The following is a 15,104-nucleotide window of genomic DNA, read 5'->3' as shown; positions in this document are numbered from 1 at the left end:
TTATAAACATAGAGTCATTTTAACATATCTTTGTTAAGCAATTCCTTAAGTTTAGATTGTGTTTGTTTTTCTACTGCAAAAAAGTTTATAATGCAAAACTGAAAGTAAAATGAAATGAGTGATGTTTATGAAAATTAAAACAGCTTTTGGAAATAATAATCCCGTGTATGAGGATGCCATGAAGATCAGAACGGCCGTCTTTATTCAAGAACAAGGGATCGATGCTAAGATTGAACAAGATGAGAATGAAAATCGATGCCTGTATTACGTGGGTTATGTGAATGAGCAACCCGTGACAACGGCTCGCACCTTGCAGACAGAAGATGGTGTGCTGGTTCAGCGGGTTTGTACGCTAAAGAATTTTCGTCACCAAGGTTTATCTTCGCAACTTTTTGCGGCCATTGAAACCACAGCAAAGACTAAGGGAGAAAAGCAAGTCTGGTTGTTTGCCCAAGACCAGGCACAACCGTTCTATCTTCATAATGGCTTTCGGGTAACTGGTGGGCAAGTGATGGAAGCTGGCATTTCCCATCATAAAATGATAAAAGCGGTATAGTTGTTTCAATGAAACGAGATGAATAGATTGTGCGTAAAATTGAACCTAAGTATCAGGTGAGCTGGTTGGTTATTTTGGCAGTTTTGCTCGTGGGAGGCCTTTTGTGCTGGGGGGTTCAGCATGATGCTTTTCTCTACAAAACGCCAGTTGGCCGGGTAACAAAGGTGACAAATAGAAAACGATTTTCTCAAGTGGATAACTTTCACAATCATGATTTTACACAAAAACAAACTTTGCAAGTTCAAATCTTAAATGGACAATATAAGGGAAAAAGTGTACAAGTCCAAAACACGTTTTCGGCTTCGCAAGCGATGGACTTATCCTATCGTAAAAAACAACAGTTATTTTTACATATCCAAAGAAAAGCGGGGCACCAGTTACAGGTAACAATCACGGATCTGAAGCGAGATACCGTGATTGTCAGTTTGAGTTTTTTGGCGATTGTTTTATTGCTCATGACCATGAAGTTTAGTGGCTTTATGGCTTTAATGAGTGTTTTGCTAAATGGGGTGCTGTTCTTTTTAGCGATTAAGTTAGATGTTCAATCGCAGGGGGCCGATGTTTTAGCCATCTTTGCCACGTTAGCCTTTGTTTTTGCTGGAATGACGTTATTTTTAGTGCTCGGAAAAACAAGGCAAATGATAGTCACTTTTGGTGCCACCATTATCGGAACGCTGGGCTCGGTGGTGGTAACATTATTGGTCTTAAAATTTACGCATGAGCAAGGGCTTCATTTTGAGACCATGGCCTATGTGACCCAAAATCCCCAGCCCGTTTTCTTAGCAGAAACCATTCTAGGATCGCTAGGGGCGGTGATGGACGAATCTACAGATATCATTTCAAGTTTATTTGCACTTCATGAAGAGCGTCCGCAAATGAGCCGCTACCAATTATTTTTATCTGGGCGTGAAATTGGCAAGTCAATCATGGGACCGCTCATTAATGTGTTGTTTTTGATATTTATGGCCGACACATTTGCAATGATGGTGCTGTACCTACGTAATGGCAACAGTTGGGGGTACGCTTTCACCATGAATATGTCGCTGGGGATGGTGCAAAGCCTGGTTAGCGGTATTGGGATTGTGCTTGCAATCCCCGCAGCCAGTCTGTTTGCAAGTAGCCTTTTAAAAAGAGGTGACCACGCTTGAGTACAATTCCTGTTTTAGTTATTTTGCTTTTTTTGGCGATGCTATTGGTCGGTGGCTTACAAGGCTTGAAGGCATTTTTAAGTTTAGCAATTAACTTTGCATTAATTTTTTTGACGGTTGTTTTGATTGGTTTGGACTTTCCAATTTTGGGCGTTACCTTATTAAATGCTGTTATTATTTTAGCAGTCACTATTTACTTAGGGGATGATGATCCCTTAACCACGGAAACAGCCTTTTATGGCTCTGTCATTGTGATGGTGTTAGTTGTCTTACTCATTATTCCAACTGAACATTGGGCAATGGTGCAAGGATTTGGAAATGAAAATACCGAAGATCTAGAAGGATTATCGTTATTAGTTGGTATAAAGTTTCTAGATGTGTCAATTGCAACGACGATTCTTAGTAGTTTGGGTGCAATTGCAGAAGCTGCCATTGCCATTTCGGCGGGATTAGGAGAAATTTTGGCACAAAATCCCCAAATCTCAGCTAATCGCCTATTTGCGGATGGGTTAACTGTGGGGAAGCAGATTATCGGAACGACGTTTAATACGTTATTCTTTGGCTTTTTTGGTGGCTTCTTAGGTCTTTTCATTTGGTTTGAACGGCTTAATTATACTTGGGAAGAATTTATTAATAATAAGATTTTTGTCTCAGAATTGCTGATGATCTTAATTTCCTTTATTGGGGTTATTTTGACAATTCCTGTGACGACTTGGGTAATGCGCTTGAAGGTTCGTCGGCGACAAGCTGGGTCATAAAAACAAATTTAGGTAAAAAATTGGAAAAAGGGTGTTTTGACTTCGCACATGTGACGTTGTTCATGCAACTAAAAGCGCTAAAGTGATAAGTTGCTATAACAGCCTAGCTAAGCGGAGAAGTCAGCCTTTTTCCTGATTGTGACTATTCAAGTTTAAAGAAAGAGACTGGAAATTTTTCCAGTCTCTTTCTTTTATTGGCGCTTATCATAGGTGAGATGAAGCGCAGCTATAATTCCGGCAGGGAAGAAAATTCCCCAAATCAACAGGGCAAATAACAAAGTAAATGCCACTTGAATAAATGAAAGTAATTGGGTAAAACTTAAAGCAAGCAAAAGGCCAATGCCTAAGAGACTCATTAGTGTCGTTACGCGGCCAAAAGAGGTTAAAGCTTTTTGGTAATTTTCGGTAGTTGTTCTACTGGTTCGCGAAATTAAAATGATTGTTAAAAGAACGGTAATTCCGATGAAAAGAACACCACTAATTACTGGGGAATCCATCAGTAAATCGGTTTTTAACCACAGCGACGATAAGCCGTGCGTTAACTGTAGTCCGGCAACAAAAGCAAGCACAATACTAAAACTGGTGTAAATGGCAAAGAGCGACTGGGAAACAAAGAGCAGGTATAGAATTAGACAAATGCTCAACCAAAGTACTAAGTGGTGCATGTCATGAGAGAAAGCTTGTTTTTGATGACTGGTGAAGGCAGTTTGGCCTGTAAAATCAACAGAACTTGTTTTTAACTGTGTACCAGCTAAGCTTGATTGGGTTAGTGCCCTTAACCGGTTCAAAGTTTTAGCAGCAGAGTCCGAAGCAGCCGAATCTTTCAAAATAATTTGAACAGTGGTGACTTTGTTTTTCGATTGATTAAAGGCAGTTAACGCATTTTTCATTGGACTTGTTTTGAGATCTGGTGCTGTGACATATAGCGTGTTTAGAATGCCGGAGTGACTTAATCCATCTAAGTACCGTTGATCATTCGTTAAGTTTTGTTGAGCTATTTGAACGTTCTTACTATCTTTTGTGAGCGCTTTTTGGGTGTCTTTTAACGCCGTGCTGGCAGTTTGAAAATCATCTAGAACGTTTTGTTGATCCGCTTGGACCTGACTAATATTGTCTGTGATGATCTGATTATTAGAACTAACAACGCCAATATTATGCCGTAAGGTTTGTAAATCATTGCTGAGCGCTTCACTATGGTTTTTTAAAGACGTCAGCGCCCGTCGGTAAGTAGCTGATCGCCGTGAATTATTCGATGAAGAAATTAGCCGAGACAATTCACTTTGTTGGGCATCAATGGTATCAATGTCATTGGTCAAATCTTGCGCTTGGTCAGCAATCTCAGAACTCTGAGTGCCAATTTTGTTTAAGTTATCAGTATTCTTTGATAGTTGTTTTAAAGCTGCGGCAAGCTTTAAATCCTTTAGCTGTTTTTGCGAACTTTTCAGTGACTTTTGAGTGTTGGTCAAGTTCAAATTAGCAGCGGTCAACTGGGTGGTAATCGTTTGAAGCTGTTGATCCACGTAAAGCTGACTCATTGCAGTCCCACCAGGCTGGGCAAGAGAATAAACATTAGCAACTTGCTTATCTGACTTTAATTTTTGGGTGAGTTCGTTTAAAATCGCCATATTCTGGGTAGAGGTCACAGGTTGCTTAGCGATTAGTGTCAATGTGGTTGGTGAGGTCTTTCCCAGCGGATAGTGACTGTCAATTACCGTAGCACCAATTTTGGCTTGGCTTGAAAAAGAAATGTCAGCTTGATTGGACCAGTTTAAATGCCCCAGACCTAGAAAGCTAATTAAAAAAATGAAAATGAAAATACCAGCTAAAGTCAACGCCGAGCGCTGTTTACCAAACTGGGTGTTGAATCGCCAAAAGCCAGCGGGTACATTAGGATAACCTTGATAACTTGGCCAGAACAGCAAATCTCCTAGAAATTCGGTGATAGCCGGCATAAGTGTATAGAAAATGATCCATGAAAAGGCACTGACAACGGCGATTCCCCACATAGAGCGTAAAACAAGGCTTTGACTGAGTAATAAGCAACCGCCGATGACAATCATGGGAATGATACCAAGTAATGTCGGTAACCACGAATTTTGATAAAGCGATTTGGCAGTACCAGGACGCATGTCACCTTTGCTGTAGAAATAATAAAAAATACCGATGGCAACCGGAAAAATTGCGAAGCTCACGACCGTCATGAGCGTGTTCGTATAAGCGGAATAGGGCAATCCCCAAAAACGGGCAGCCGCTGTGGTTATAGAAAAGCTGGTTAAATAAACAATTCCTGAAAGAAGCAGGGCAAGGAGCGGCGCCAGAATGGTTCTAAATAAGAGGCCTAAGCATACCGCCATAAAAAGGCAGCTCACAATAATGATTGCCTTATTAGCCGCTTGTGTAGCCTGTGCGCGGGCAATTTGTAGGATTGAATTGCCCGTGACGTATGTTTTGACCCCACTCACTTGAACCAGGTTGTATAACTGAGGAATCAAAACGTGAAATTGTGATTGCGATTTTTTGAAAGTTAAAACACTTAACTGGGTTGATTTGTCAGCAGAGTTCAGCCGATTAGCGGCGTTTGCATCATTAGTGGTTTCAATTGTTTTAAACCCAATAAATTTTTTGTTGGCAGCTAGCTTCTTTTGACTTTTCTGAATGGCTTTTTTTTGATGACTTGTTAAAGGACCATTCGGATTGGTATATACAACAGTTGCACTGGAAACTTGGTTTGCTGGTAATTGTTGACTGTAAGTTGCGTTCCAATTTAGGGTGTTGGGTAATAAGAGGATCATTCCCACTAAGAGAATGAACCAGGTAGTTATGCTAATGACTTGAATCGTATTTTTTTTTTGCATGATGGCATTTATTCCTTATGTAATCCGTATTTACTGTCTTGAGTTTAACATATGAAGTGTTCTGAATTAACCGATATTTTTAAATACGCGTTTTTTAAACTTCTATTTTTTGAAAAAATTGTTTAAATTCAGGATAAGCAAAACCAACAGGGTGAAAATAACTGTAATAAAGATGGTGATTTCCCATCCTGCCGCGGACCGCTGAAAAGGCACCAAAACATTTTGACCAAAAAAGCCGAAGACAATGGCGGGCACAGCAAGGACACATGGAAAAAACAGTTAGAAATTTCATTGTATTATTCAAATCACTATCTAAAATATTGGCGTTGGCATTGGCAACTCGTTCAATAATATCAGTGGCAAGTTGCGCCATTTCTTCTCCTTGTTGCGATTCAACAATGACGTCTTCTAATTGTTCGTGTTGGTCTTTAGACATTTTGATACTAGTCATACGGTTCATGCTAGTTAGCAAGGCGTTATTAGTTTTTAAAGAAGTCAGGTAATAAACCAGACTAGTTTCAAGGTGCAACATGTCTGAAATAGAGCGACGTGAGATATGGTCTACGGTTGTCTTTTGAATTTGCTCACGCTGACGGTTAACGTTAGTGATGGCATCAAAATATTGGACTGATAGTTGATATAAAGTTCGAAAAATAATGGTTAAAGGTTCGGCATCATCAGCATGATGAGCTTGTTCAATGGAAAGATTTTTGGCAAAAAGGGTATCGACAAATTTGGTGGAAGCTCGTGTAAAAGTGATGATGTAATCATTGGCGAGCATGATGCCAACTGGTTCTGTACTGCCACTATCCGTGATCGTCTTGGAGAGGACATCAAAAATAATTAAAAAAATGTTAGCATCGTGATCTGTTTCAATACGAGCACGTTCATTTGGGTCGATTGCATAACCCAACATTTCTTGTGTGACGTGATAATGATGGGTAATTTCGGCAATGTCACTTTCAGTTGGTGCATTTACCGTTACCCAGGTGTTTTTGGGGTTGATCTTTTTTTCGGAAATCATAGGTTGGCCTCATCAAAGATTTAAAAGTTACTTTATTATAATTTTAGACCAACAAAAGCGTAACGTCCATGAACAACTGGATCACATGCAAATTTTTAAGACGACGCTTGGGGCTGATTGTGGTATGATTTTATGCATGGAAAGGAGCACCACCGATGCAAGTAATTTCAAAGTTATACGGTCCATTTTTTGATCCTCATAATTGGGCAACGGTCTTAACTTCAAGTAGCGACTGGATGATTATTTTATCCTTAGTTATGATTGAATGTTTGTTGTCCGTTGACAATGCGGTCGTTTTAGCCACGCAAACACAGGTGTTAACAAACTTAAAGGATCGAGAGAAGTCGTTATTTTATGGGCTGTGGGGTGCTTATATTTTTCGTTTCCTGGTCATTGGAATTGGCACTTATCTCATTCATATTTGGGAGATTAAGATTATTGGCGCACTTTACCTTCTATATATGGTATACCGGTATTTTGCACCGAAACGACGATCAAATAAAAAGACTACTAAACAACCACAAGTTAAAAGTAAACGTCATTTATCCTTATTTTGGTCGGTTGTGTTACAAATCGAAATGATGGATATTATTTTTTCAGTTGATTCTGTGTTAGCTTCTCTAGCAATCTCGTCTAATCCGGTTATCGTGTTGATAGGTGGCATGATTGGTATTTTGTGCATGCGCGGAATTGCGGAAGTAATCATGAATGTGATGCGTAAAATCCCTGAATTAGAGACGATGGCTTATATTTTGATTGCCATTATTGGCATCAAACTCTTTGTGTCCATTCCTTTAATTGGTTGGGAAATTCCATCTGGTATCTTTGCGTTAATCGTCGTGCTGGCGGTGTTGATCACATTAGCAATTCATTATTATCGAGTGCATCTGAAACAACAACGGCAGTCTTAATAAGGAAATTCTAGAAGGCAACCTTAAATGGCTAAGTAAGATTTCGGTGAGATTGCGCTTTTGCTGCCATTATTCTGCTACATTTAGGGCTAAGCGCCTCTTCACACTCACTTTTATTTCTTATGCTATAATTCACTCATACAGTTCACAAACGGAGGGAAAAACATGGCTGTCACCATTACAAGCTATAACATTGAAAAAGAAACTGCCTCAGGACTCACCCTTGTAGATTTCTGGGCTCCTTGGTGTGGCCCCTGCAAAATGCTTGAGCCCGTCTTAGACCAACTTGAATCTAACTACGAAGGTCGCATTAAATTTGGAAAACTCAACGTTGATCATCAACAAGAGATCGCCGAAAAATACAAAATTATGAGTATTCCAGCTCTTGTGTTGTTCCGTGACGGAAAGGCCGTTGAAAAAGTAACTGGGTATTATCCTAAAGATAAATTAACGAAATATTTGGATTCAAAAGTGGAAACTAGGTGACAAAATGAAAATAGCGGTTGTTGTCGATAGTTCCGCCAATATTTCAAATGAACTGGTACAAAAGTATCATTTGTGCGTTATCAATCAACCCATTCTCTTTGGAAATCATTTATATCGAGAAGGAGTTGACTTAACGTCTGCTGAGTTTTATGAAAGACTAAAAAATGATAAAACGGTGCCCACCGCTTCTCAAGTTGCCATGTCTGAAATGCAAGGTGTTTTCACAAAATTAGCACAACAGGGATATGAAGCCGCAATTTGTTTTGGTGTTTCAGGTGGTCTAAGCGGGTTTATCACAAATTTGGAGGCTTTTGCTCCGTCTGTCAAAGATTTGGACGTTTATGCGGTTGATTCTAAGCTTGCTTGTGCTGCTGAGGGGAATTTAGCGTTGCTTGCGGCTAGTATGGTGGCTCAAAACGCGTCTGTCCATGACATTTTGCAACAAGTAGCCAAGTTACAAGCTGCGACACAGTTTTTATTGATTGTGTATAATATGCGTGCCCTTTCTAAAACAGGTCGCATTATGAGTCGTTCCCCACTAATTGGTGCCATTTTAGGCACGCGAACGATTCTAACGTTTAATAAAGCCGGACGACTTGCGTTAGTCACGAATGCACATCATATGGACAATGCGTTTAAGAAAATAAAAACAATGATTGACCAGAAATTAGTTGGTGATTCAAGTGTCCCACGTTTTAGTGTGCTTGACGCGAATGACCAGGTTTTGAATCAAGAATGGTGTACAGACCTGAAACAAACCTACCCGAAGGCCATTATTGAAACTGGAGAAATCGGTCCGTTTATGGGAGTTCATACTGGCGAAAAGTCAATGGGAATTGTATGTGCGCCTGATTGGCAGACTTTTTTACCTGAGAAGAATTAGGGCCAAAACGAATCAAAACGACCCATGAACGAAGTAGCTGACTTGTGCTAAGATAGAATAGATGAATTAAAAATTTGGGAGATATGAAAATGATCACATTAAAGTCGGAACGCGAAATTAAGGGCATGCAAAAGTCTGGGGCGGTTTTAGCAGGAATGCACCTTGGATTACGGGATATCATTAAACCAGGTATTTCAAGTTGGGATATTGAAAAATTTGCCTTACGCTATTTAGCAGAAAATAATGCTAAACCTGAAGAAAAGGGATTTGAAGGCTATCAATATGCAACCTGTGTCAGTGTCAATAATGAAGTTTGTCATGGTTTTCCTCGAAAAGACCTATTGATTAAAGATGGCGACTTAGTTAAAGTTGATACGGTTGTCAGTGTCGATGGCTACATGTCAGATTCGTGTTGGGCTTATGCAGTTGGCGACGTTAGCAATGAAGTTAAAGATTTAATGGATGTGACTAAAAAAGCCCTTTACCTTGGAATTGATCAGGCCGTTCCCGGTAATCGTATTGGTGATATTGGTCATGCGATGCAACATTATATTGAAGATGAACATGGTTATGGCGACGTTCGTGAGTTCGTTGGTCATGGCATTCAGCCCACTATGCACGAAGATCCAATGGTGCCTGGCTATGGTGATGCGGGTCGCGGACTACGTTTGAAAGCTGGGATGACAATTACCATTGAACCCATGGTGAACGTGGGTGATTGGCGATGTGATACGTCTGCACCAGATGGGTGGACAGTCACAACTATGGATGGTAGTCTAAGTTGCCAATATGAGCACACGTTAGTCGTGACCAATAATGGTCCCAAGATCTTAACTTCTCAAGATCCTGAATTCGATGCAAAGTATTTGTTAGCACCAGATTTTGATGCAAAAATTTTAAAGTAAATAGGGTTCAAATGTTCAAAAGTTGGTTTTGCTTCTAAAGCAACCAACTTTTTTGTATCTAGAATTGTGGGAAGTAAGACGAATATTTGGACAAATGACTGATTTTCGGTATGATAGTACGCGTATGCAGTAAGTTGAAAAATCTATAAGATGAAAAATGGTGGCAACATGAATAAACGGGATTTAAAAGCAAAACGAATTGTAATTAAGATTGGCACGAGTTCGCTGCTGTATCCAAATACAAGCCGGTTGAATTTGAGAGCTATTGAGCGCTTGGCGTTTGTCTTGAGTGATTTGAAAAATCAAGGTAAAGAAGTTGTTTTAGTTTCCTCCGGTGCAATTGGTGTGGGCATGGGGAGACTGGGATTAAATAGACGTCCCGAAACTATTCCGGCACAACAGGCCGTGGCTTCTGTGGGTCAGGGAGAACTTCTTGGTATTTATGAACGTGAATTTCAGCATTATGGCAAATCGGTTGCCCAAATGTTGTTGACACGTGATGTCTTGGTTTATCCACAAAGCAAGAAAAATGTGTTCAATGCCTTTCAAGAGCTCTTACAAATGAATGTCATTCCGATTGTGAATGAAAATGATACGGTCTCTGTCGACGAGCTGGATCATAAGACAAAGTTCGGTGACAACGATCAGCTGTCTGCAATTGTGGCAAACCTCATTGATGCTGATTTATTAATCATGTTGTCAGATATTGACGGTTTTTATTCTGGCAATCCTATGTCTAACCCCAGTGCCGAACTGTATCATACGGTTACAAGTATTGACGCGTCTATTATTCAGGCTGCTGGAGGCCGCGGTACGAAGTTCGGAACCGGAGGCATGGTGACTAAATTAAAGGCCGCAAAACGAATTCTCAAGAATCATCAGCAAATGGTACTTGCCAATGGTAAGAATCCACGGATTATCTATAATATTTTGGCTGGCGAACCGGTCGGTACATTATTTGCGCCTAAAGAGGTTGTCACGAAAGAAGGATTAGCATGATTCAATTAACTGAAATGGGACAAAACGCAAAAAAAGCAGCGCAACAATTAGCCCAGTTATCCACAATCCAAAAAAACCAAGTGCTTAAAACGATGGCGGCATCAGTTCGCACAAACACACCTAAAATCTTGGCCGCCAATGACATGGATATGAAAAATGCCCAACAAAATGGTGTCAAAAAGGTAATGTTAGATCGTTTAAAGCTTGATCAAAGTCGTGTGGACAGCATGGCGGATGGTTTGGAACACGTTGCAGATTTGGCAGATCCAATTGGTGAAGTTGTCAAAGGGTGGACAACCGAAACTGGATTAGCTATTTCCCAGGTTCGAGTACCATTAGGTGTGATTGGGATGATTTATGAGGCACGTCCAAATGTGACGGTCGATGCTGCAGGGTTAACGTTCAAAGCCGGAAGTGCAGTTATTTTGAGAGGCGGAAAAGAAGCGCTACAGTCTAATCAAGCGTTGGTTGCCGCGTTACGAGAAGCGTTAATTACAGAGAGTGTGGCTGAAGACAGTATCCAGCTGATTACGGATACTTCCCACGAAACGGCAACGGCGCTCATGCAATTGACGGAGTATTTGGATGTGTTAATTCCACGGGGCAGTGCTAAATTCATTCAAATGGTGGTTCAAAAAGCAAAAGTTCCTGTGATTGAAACGGGTTCGGGTAATTGTCATGTTTATGTGGACGAAGGTGCAGACTTAAAGATGGCAACCGATATTATTGTAAATGCCAAAACACAACGCCCGTCGGTATGCAATGCCATGGAAAAGTTAGTAGTTAATCAAAAAGTGGCAGATCAATTGTTACCAATGGTAGCAAAAGCGCTTCAACCCTTTAATGTAGACTTACGGGGTGATGAACGTGCAAAAGAAATTTTGCCAAATATTACTTTAGCCACCGAAGCCGATTGGGGCACGGAATATAATGATTACATTATGGCTATCAAAATTGTGGATAACTTGGATCAAGCTATTGCTCATATCAATCACTATAATACGAAGCACAGTGAAGCCATTGTAACGAATAATTATGCCCACAGTGAACGTTTTACCAAAGAGATTGATGCTGCAGTCGTGTACGTGAATGCGTCTACCAGGTTTACGGATGGATTTGAATTTGGGTTTGGTGCAGAAATTGGAATTAGCACCCAAAAATTACATGCGCGTGGTCCAATGGGCTTGAACGAAATTACATCGACAAAGTATGTTATTCGAGGAAATGGGCAAGTTCGAAAGTAAAAGAGAAAGGCTTTTGATAAAACTAGGAAAACCTAGCGTTATCAAAAGCCTTTTTCAATGGTTAATAGTTACTAATTTCAATTAAGTTTTGGTCGGGATCGCGTACGTAGACAGAGGTTATTTTTCCGTGAGCCCCAGTTTTTTGAACGGGTCCTTCCAAAATCGTCACGTAATAGCTTTTCAAATGGTTGATGACTTCAGGCATTTTATCTTTGACAACAATACACAAATCAGCTGATCCTGGAGTTGGACTAGCAGCTACAGGTTCGTGAGGATGGCCCAGTTCCTGAAAATTAATTTTCTGTTTTCCACAGAGAACTGCCTTGCGATCCCCATCAAAGGTCAAAATAGGCATGTCAAAGACTTCGTGATAAAATCGCAGACTTTTTTCGACATTTGCCACGGTCAAAGTAATATGATCAATTTCGCGTACATTCATAATAAGAGACTTCCTTAAATTTGTTTATATTCTTAATTAGTATAGCATAATTGGGGTGAATTCAAGGTATGTCTTCGGAAACGCATACACAATCGCTGTAGTTGACGGTCTTTATAGCTTTGTGATACGGTTGTTATTAGTCGTTTTAGGAACGGATAGAAAGTGGGAGTTATGAGTATATTAGCAGTAGAAAATTTAACGCATGGTTTTGCAGACAAAAGATTATATGAAGATGCCAGTTTTGATTTAAACAAACAAGATCATATGGGCATTGTGGGCCAAAATGGAGCGGGGAAAAGTACCCTCATTAAAATTTTAACTGGATCCATTTTACCGGATGAAGGTAGTGTAAAGTGGCAAAATAAAGTTACTTATGGATATTTGGATCAGTACGCTGATATTCCAGAAGGGGACACGCTTTATCAATTTTTGACCACCGCGTATGCTCATTTGTTTAAATTAAAGGCGCAAATGGACCAAGCCTATGCAGATTATGCGGAAAGTTTAGACAATGACCTGCTTGAAAAAGCAGGGCGTATTCAAGAGACACTTGAAGCTAATAACTTCTACGAAATTGATACTGAAATTGCCCGGGTCATGACGGGATTGGGCCTGGATGATATTGGCCGCGATCATATTGTTAGTCAAATGAGTGGCGGACAACGATCAAAAATTATTTTAGCAAAGCTTCTTCTGCAGAACCCCGATGTGCTTTTGTTGGATGAACCAACAAACTATTTGGATACCGCACATATCAATTGGTTAGAGAATTATTTGAGTGACTTTGCCGGTGCGTTTATTGTCATTTCCCATGATTACGATTTTTTGCAGGCCGTCACAAATTGTATTTGTGATGTGGCGTTTGGAAAAATCACTAAATATCGTGGTAATTTTAAATCAGCCATGAAACAAAAAGATGCGCGTAAGGAAGCACAATTAAAAGCTTTTGAAAAACAACAAGTAGTTATCGAGAAAGCAGAAAAGTTTATTCGCAAGAATAAAGCGGGCTCGCATTCAACCATGGCAAAATCACGGGAGAAAATGTTGTCACATATGGATCGCATTGATCCACCTAGTGAAAATTTGAAATCTCATTTTGACTTTCCATATCTTGAAACGGGTTCTCAAAATGCCGTTGCGGTGAAAAAACTTGCTGTTGGTTATGGAAAACGCCAGTTACTTGAGCCTGTCACGTTTAGTTTGACAGCGGGTGAAAAAATTGCGTTTTCTGGTTTTAATGGCGCCGGAAAGTCTACTTTGATCAATTCTATTTTGGGGAAAATTCCAGCTTTGAGTGGGACGACTGTTTTTTCACCGTCCGCCCAAGTGAGCTATTTTACACAGGAACTAGTGTGGGATAATCCTGAATTAACACCTTTACAGACGATTCAAGAACAATACCCTACGATGTTACCTAGAACAATTCGTACCAAGTTGGCAAAAAGTGGCATTAATGCCGCGGATACGCAAAAGCCTATGCACATTTTGAGTGGTGGTGAACAAACAAAAGTCAAACTTTGCTTGTTGGAATTGGTTGAGTCTAATTTTCTTGTCATGGATGAACCTACGAACCATTTGGATGACGAAACCAAGGCGGCCTTAAGTGAGGCCCTCCAACGTTTTAGAGGAAATCTGATTGTGGTTAGCCATGAGGATGGTTTTTATACGAACTGGATTGATAAAGAATTAAATGTTGAAAAATTACGACTTGATAAAGATTAATAATTTCTGTAAACGAGAGTGGAAAAAAGGTGTTTTGGCTTCGTAGCTAATTGGAAAAGTCAGTTTTTTCCAATTACGCCTTTTAAAATTCAGAGACAAAAAAGACTGGGGACTCCCCAGTCTTTTTCTGTGTCTTTATCATAAGCGCTTCTGTATTTTGGGGCGTGAGGGTGGCACGTAAGAAACCGTGTCCCACACTAAAAATGAGAAAACTGAGAAGAATAAGCCCACTTGCGCGGAGATGCTTTCGCTTAGCAGGAAACTTGGTGTGGCTTTGCAGGTGTGTAACTAGATACCCAAAATTAGGCAACAGACTTGGTAAAAACCAAAGCACAACAAAGTTGAGGATAATTAATGACGCTGGTAATAACCCAGGAATAATTAGCGCCTGATGCTTGATGGTGAGGCCGCCAGACTGGCCTTTATATAGATAGACAGGTAATTCATCCTTAATTTGAGAATGGGTGTATAAGCTACCAGAAACGTCATGTATGTCATTTTGGGTGATTCCCCAATCATCCGTATAACGAAGATTCAGCTGATTTTCTTCAGTGGTGATTCGACCATACCTGGTTTGGCTGTGTAAGACGTCATGGTGTTTCCCCACGACAGTTGCGACGACTGCGGTCTGACGGTTAGCAGGAGAGGTTGTGAAGCCCAGTGGTTCCAAATAGTTGGCATAATTCCAGTAAGATAGACCAATAATGCCCAATAAAACGGATACCATCAAATCTAGGCGGACTAAATTCTGAAACAGTGGTTTTGGATGTCGCATGAAAAGTAGTTTCAAAATGAGACGTCCCACATAACTGACACACACGAGTAGCGAAAGTCCTAAAAAAAGAAGTAAAAAGCGCCAATCAACTCTTAGATTCCAGACGGCAAGCTTGCCATCATAGCGAAGATAGATCTTTTTTCTTAAATACTGATTAGGGGAGTTTAACCAGGCTTGATAGTCCTTTTTCGTGACAGCTATTTGTTGATGCTTGGTACTCGTCGCACGGTAGGCTGTGATTTTACCAAAGCTATTTTGTACAGTGGTTATGTGATGAATGGTGGCGACACCGGCTTGCCGGATATCATGAAGGTTACTTTGCGTTAAAGATAAACCAAAAAGGGCAAAAAGAAAGCATACGAAGTAAGAGAATTCATGTTTAAATTTAGGAGACATAGG

Annotated in this window: 14 protein-coding genes; 10 read left to right on the top strand and 4 right to left on the bottom strand. The window is 40.2% G+C overall.

Annotation, left to right across the window (positions count from 1 at the left end; all coding sequences use genetic code 11):
* The first annotated feature begins 127 nt into the window (after positions 1-127).
* The 3 genes from IV80_RS02680 to IV80_RS02670 are packed head-to-tail and all read left to right on the top strand — an operon-like array spanning position 128 to position 2,462.
* Positions 128-556, top strand: coding sequence for a GNAT family N-acetyltransferase (locus IV80_RS02680; protein ID WP_057749137.1), 429 nt, complete (start codon positions 128-130; stop codon positions 554-556).
* Between the two features lie 29 nt (positions 557-585).
* Positions 586-1,704, top strand: coding sequence for a YibE/F family protein (locus tag IV80_RS02675; RefSeq protein WP_083490485.1), 1,119 nt, complete (start codon positions 586-588; stop codon positions 1,702-1,704).
* Positions 1,701-2,462: a YibE/F family protein gene (locus IV80_RS02670; protein WP_057749134.1), complete on the top strand. Its 762-nt coding sequence runs from the start codon at positions 1,701-1,703 to the stop codon at positions 2,460-2,462. Before IV80_RS02675 ends, IV80_RS02670 begins: the two co-directional genes overlap by 4 nt.
* A gap of 191 nt (positions 2,463-2,653) precedes the next feature.
* Here IV80_RS02670 and IV80_RS02665 read toward each other — a convergent pair whose 3' ends face one another.
* Together IV80_RS02665 and IV80_RS02660 are read right to left on the bottom strand one after the other, a co-directional pair.
* Positions 2,654-5,317 carry an MMPL family transporter gene (locus IV80_RS02665; protein ID WP_057749131.1) on the bottom strand — a complete coding sequence of 888 codons (2,664 nt, stop codon included), beginning with the start codon at positions 5,315-5,317 and terminating at the stop codon, positions 2,654-2,656.
* 94 nt (positions 5,318-5,411) lie between these two features.
* Entirely contained in the window at positions 5,412-6,341 is a 930-nt protein-coding gene (locus IV80_RS02660; protein ID WP_057749128.1) for a magnesium transporter CorA family protein, read from the bottom strand.
* A 155-nt stretch (positions 6,342-6,496) separates the two neighbouring features.
* Between IV80_RS02660 and IV80_RS02655 the strand changes: the two genes are divergently transcribed.
* The 6 genes from IV80_RS02655 to IV80_RS02630 all read left to right on the top strand — a co-directional run bounded on the left by IV80_RS02655 (position 6,497) and on the right by IV80_RS02630 (position 11,769).
* Entirely contained in the window at positions 6,497-7,252 is a 756-nt protein-coding gene (locus tag IV80_RS02655) for a TerC family protein (RefSeq protein ID WP_057749124.1), read from the top strand.
* 165 nt (positions 7,253-7,417) lie between these two features.
* Positions 7,418-7,738, top strand: a complete 321-nt coding sequence (gene trxA, locus IV80_RS02650) for a thioredoxin (RefSeq protein WP_057749121.1) — start codon at positions 7,418-7,420, stop codon at positions 7,736-7,738.
* Between the two features lie 4 nt (positions 7,739-7,742).
* Positions 7,743-8,621 carry a DegV family protein gene (locus IV80_RS02645; protein ID WP_057749118.1) on the top strand — a complete coding sequence of 293 codons (879 nt, stop codon included), beginning with the start codon at positions 7,743-7,745 and terminating at the stop codon, positions 8,619-8,621.
* Positions 8,622-8,710: 89 nt separating this feature from the next.
* Positions 8,711-9,526, top strand: a complete 816-nt coding sequence (gene map / locus IV80_RS02640) for a type I methionyl aminopeptidase (RefSeq protein WP_057749115.1) — start codon at positions 8,711-8,713, stop codon at positions 9,524-9,526.
* Positions 9,527-9,694: 168 nt separating this feature from the next.
* On the top strand, positions 9,695-10,525 hold the full coding sequence (gene proB, locus IV80_RS02635; RefSeq protein ID WP_057749112.1) for a glutamate 5-kinase: 831 nt from the start codon (positions 9,695-9,697) through the stop codon (positions 10,523-10,525).
* The gene (locus tag IV80_RS02630; protein ID WP_057749109.1) at positions 10,522-11,769 is read left to right on the top strand and encodes a glutamate-5-semialdehyde dehydrogenase; all 1,248 of its coding nucleotides are present in this window, start codon (positions 10,522-10,524) and stop codon (positions 11,767-11,769) included. Before proB ends, IV80_RS02630 begins: the two co-directional genes overlap by 4 nt.
* 61 nt (positions 11,770-11,830) lie before the next feature.
* Here the strand turns inward: IV80_RS02630 and IV80_RS02625 are convergent, their stop codons facing one another.
* Positions 11,831-12,208, bottom strand: a complete 378-nt coding sequence (locus IV80_RS02625; RefSeq protein ID WP_057749105.1) for a VOC family protein — start codon at positions 12,206-12,208, stop codon at positions 11,831-11,833.
* A 171-nt stretch (positions 12,209-12,379) separates the two neighbouring features.
* Between IV80_RS02625 and IV80_RS02620 the strand changes: the two genes are divergently transcribed.
* A complete protein-coding gene (locus IV80_RS02620; RefSeq protein WP_057749102.1) occupies positions 12,380-13,930 on the top strand; it encodes an ABC-F family ATP-binding cassette domain-containing protein in 1,551 nt (516 codons plus the stop codon).
* Positions 13,931-14,012: 82 nt separating this feature from the next.
* Here the strand turns inward: IV80_RS02620 and IV80_RS02615 are convergent, their stop codons facing one another.
* Positions 14,013-15,101: a hypothetical protein gene (locus IV80_RS02615; RefSeq protein ID WP_057749100.1), complete on the bottom strand. Its 1,089-nt coding sequence runs from the start codon at positions 15,099-15,101 to the stop codon at positions 14,013-14,015.
* Positions 15,102-15,104 lie beyond the last annotated feature (3 nt).

The sequence above is a fragment of the Pediococcus cellicola genome, from assembly GCF_001438655.1.
GTDB lineage: Bacteria > Bacillota > Bacilli > Lactobacillales > Lactobacillaceae > Pediococcus > Pediococcus cellicola.
Note: the sequence above shows the minus strand (reverse complement) of the source record. Positions and strands in the feature narration are given on the sequence as shown.

Excerpts from the sequence above, each read along its gene's own strand:
- IV80_RS02660 (WP_057749128.1), bottom strand. The coding sequence starts at position 6,341 with ATGATTTCCGAAAAAAAGATCAACCCCAAAAACACCTGGGTAACGGTA.
- IV80_RS02645 (WP_057749118.1), top strand. The coding sequence starts at position 7,743 with ATGAAAATAGCGGTTGTTGTCGATAGTTCCGCCAATATTTCAAATGAA.
- trxA (WP_057749121.1), top strand. The coding sequence starts at position 7,418 with ATGGCTGTCACCATTACAAGCTATAACATTGAAAAAGAAACTGCCTCA.
- IV80_RS02680 (WP_057749137.1), top strand. The coding sequence starts at position 128 with ATGAAAATTAAAACAGCTTTTGGAAATAATAATCCCGTGTATGAGGAT.
- map (WP_057749115.1), top strand. The coding sequence starts at position 8,711 with ATGATCACATTAAAGTCGGAACGCGAAATTAAGGGCATGCAAAAGTCT.
- proB (WP_057749112.1), top strand. The coding sequence starts at position 9,695 with ATGAATAAACGGGATTTAAAAGCAAAACGAATTGTAATTAAGATTGGC.
- IV80_RS02655 (WP_057749124.1), top strand. The coding sequence starts at position 6,497 with ATGCAAGTAATTTCAAAGTTATACGGTCCATTTTTTGATCCTCATAAT.
- IV80_RS02625 (WP_057749105.1), bottom strand. The coding sequence starts at position 12,208 with ATGAATGTACGCGAAATTGATCATATTACTTTGACCGTGGCAAATGTC.
- IV80_RS02630 (WP_057749109.1), top strand. The coding sequence starts at position 10,522 with ATGATTCAATTAACTGAAATGGGACAAAACGCAAAAAAAGCAGCGCAA.
- IV80_RS02620 (WP_057749102.1), top strand. The coding sequence starts at position 12,380 with ATGAGTATATTAGCAGTAGAAAATTTAACGCATGGTTTTGCAGACAAA.
- IV80_RS02615 (WP_057749100.1), bottom strand. The coding sequence starts at position 15,101 with ATGTCTCCTAAATTTAAACATGAATTCTCTTACTTCGTATGCTTTCTT.
- IV80_RS02665 (WP_057749131.1), bottom strand. The coding sequence starts at position 5,317 with ATGCAAAAAAAAAATACGATTCAAGTCATTAGCATAACTACCTGGTTC.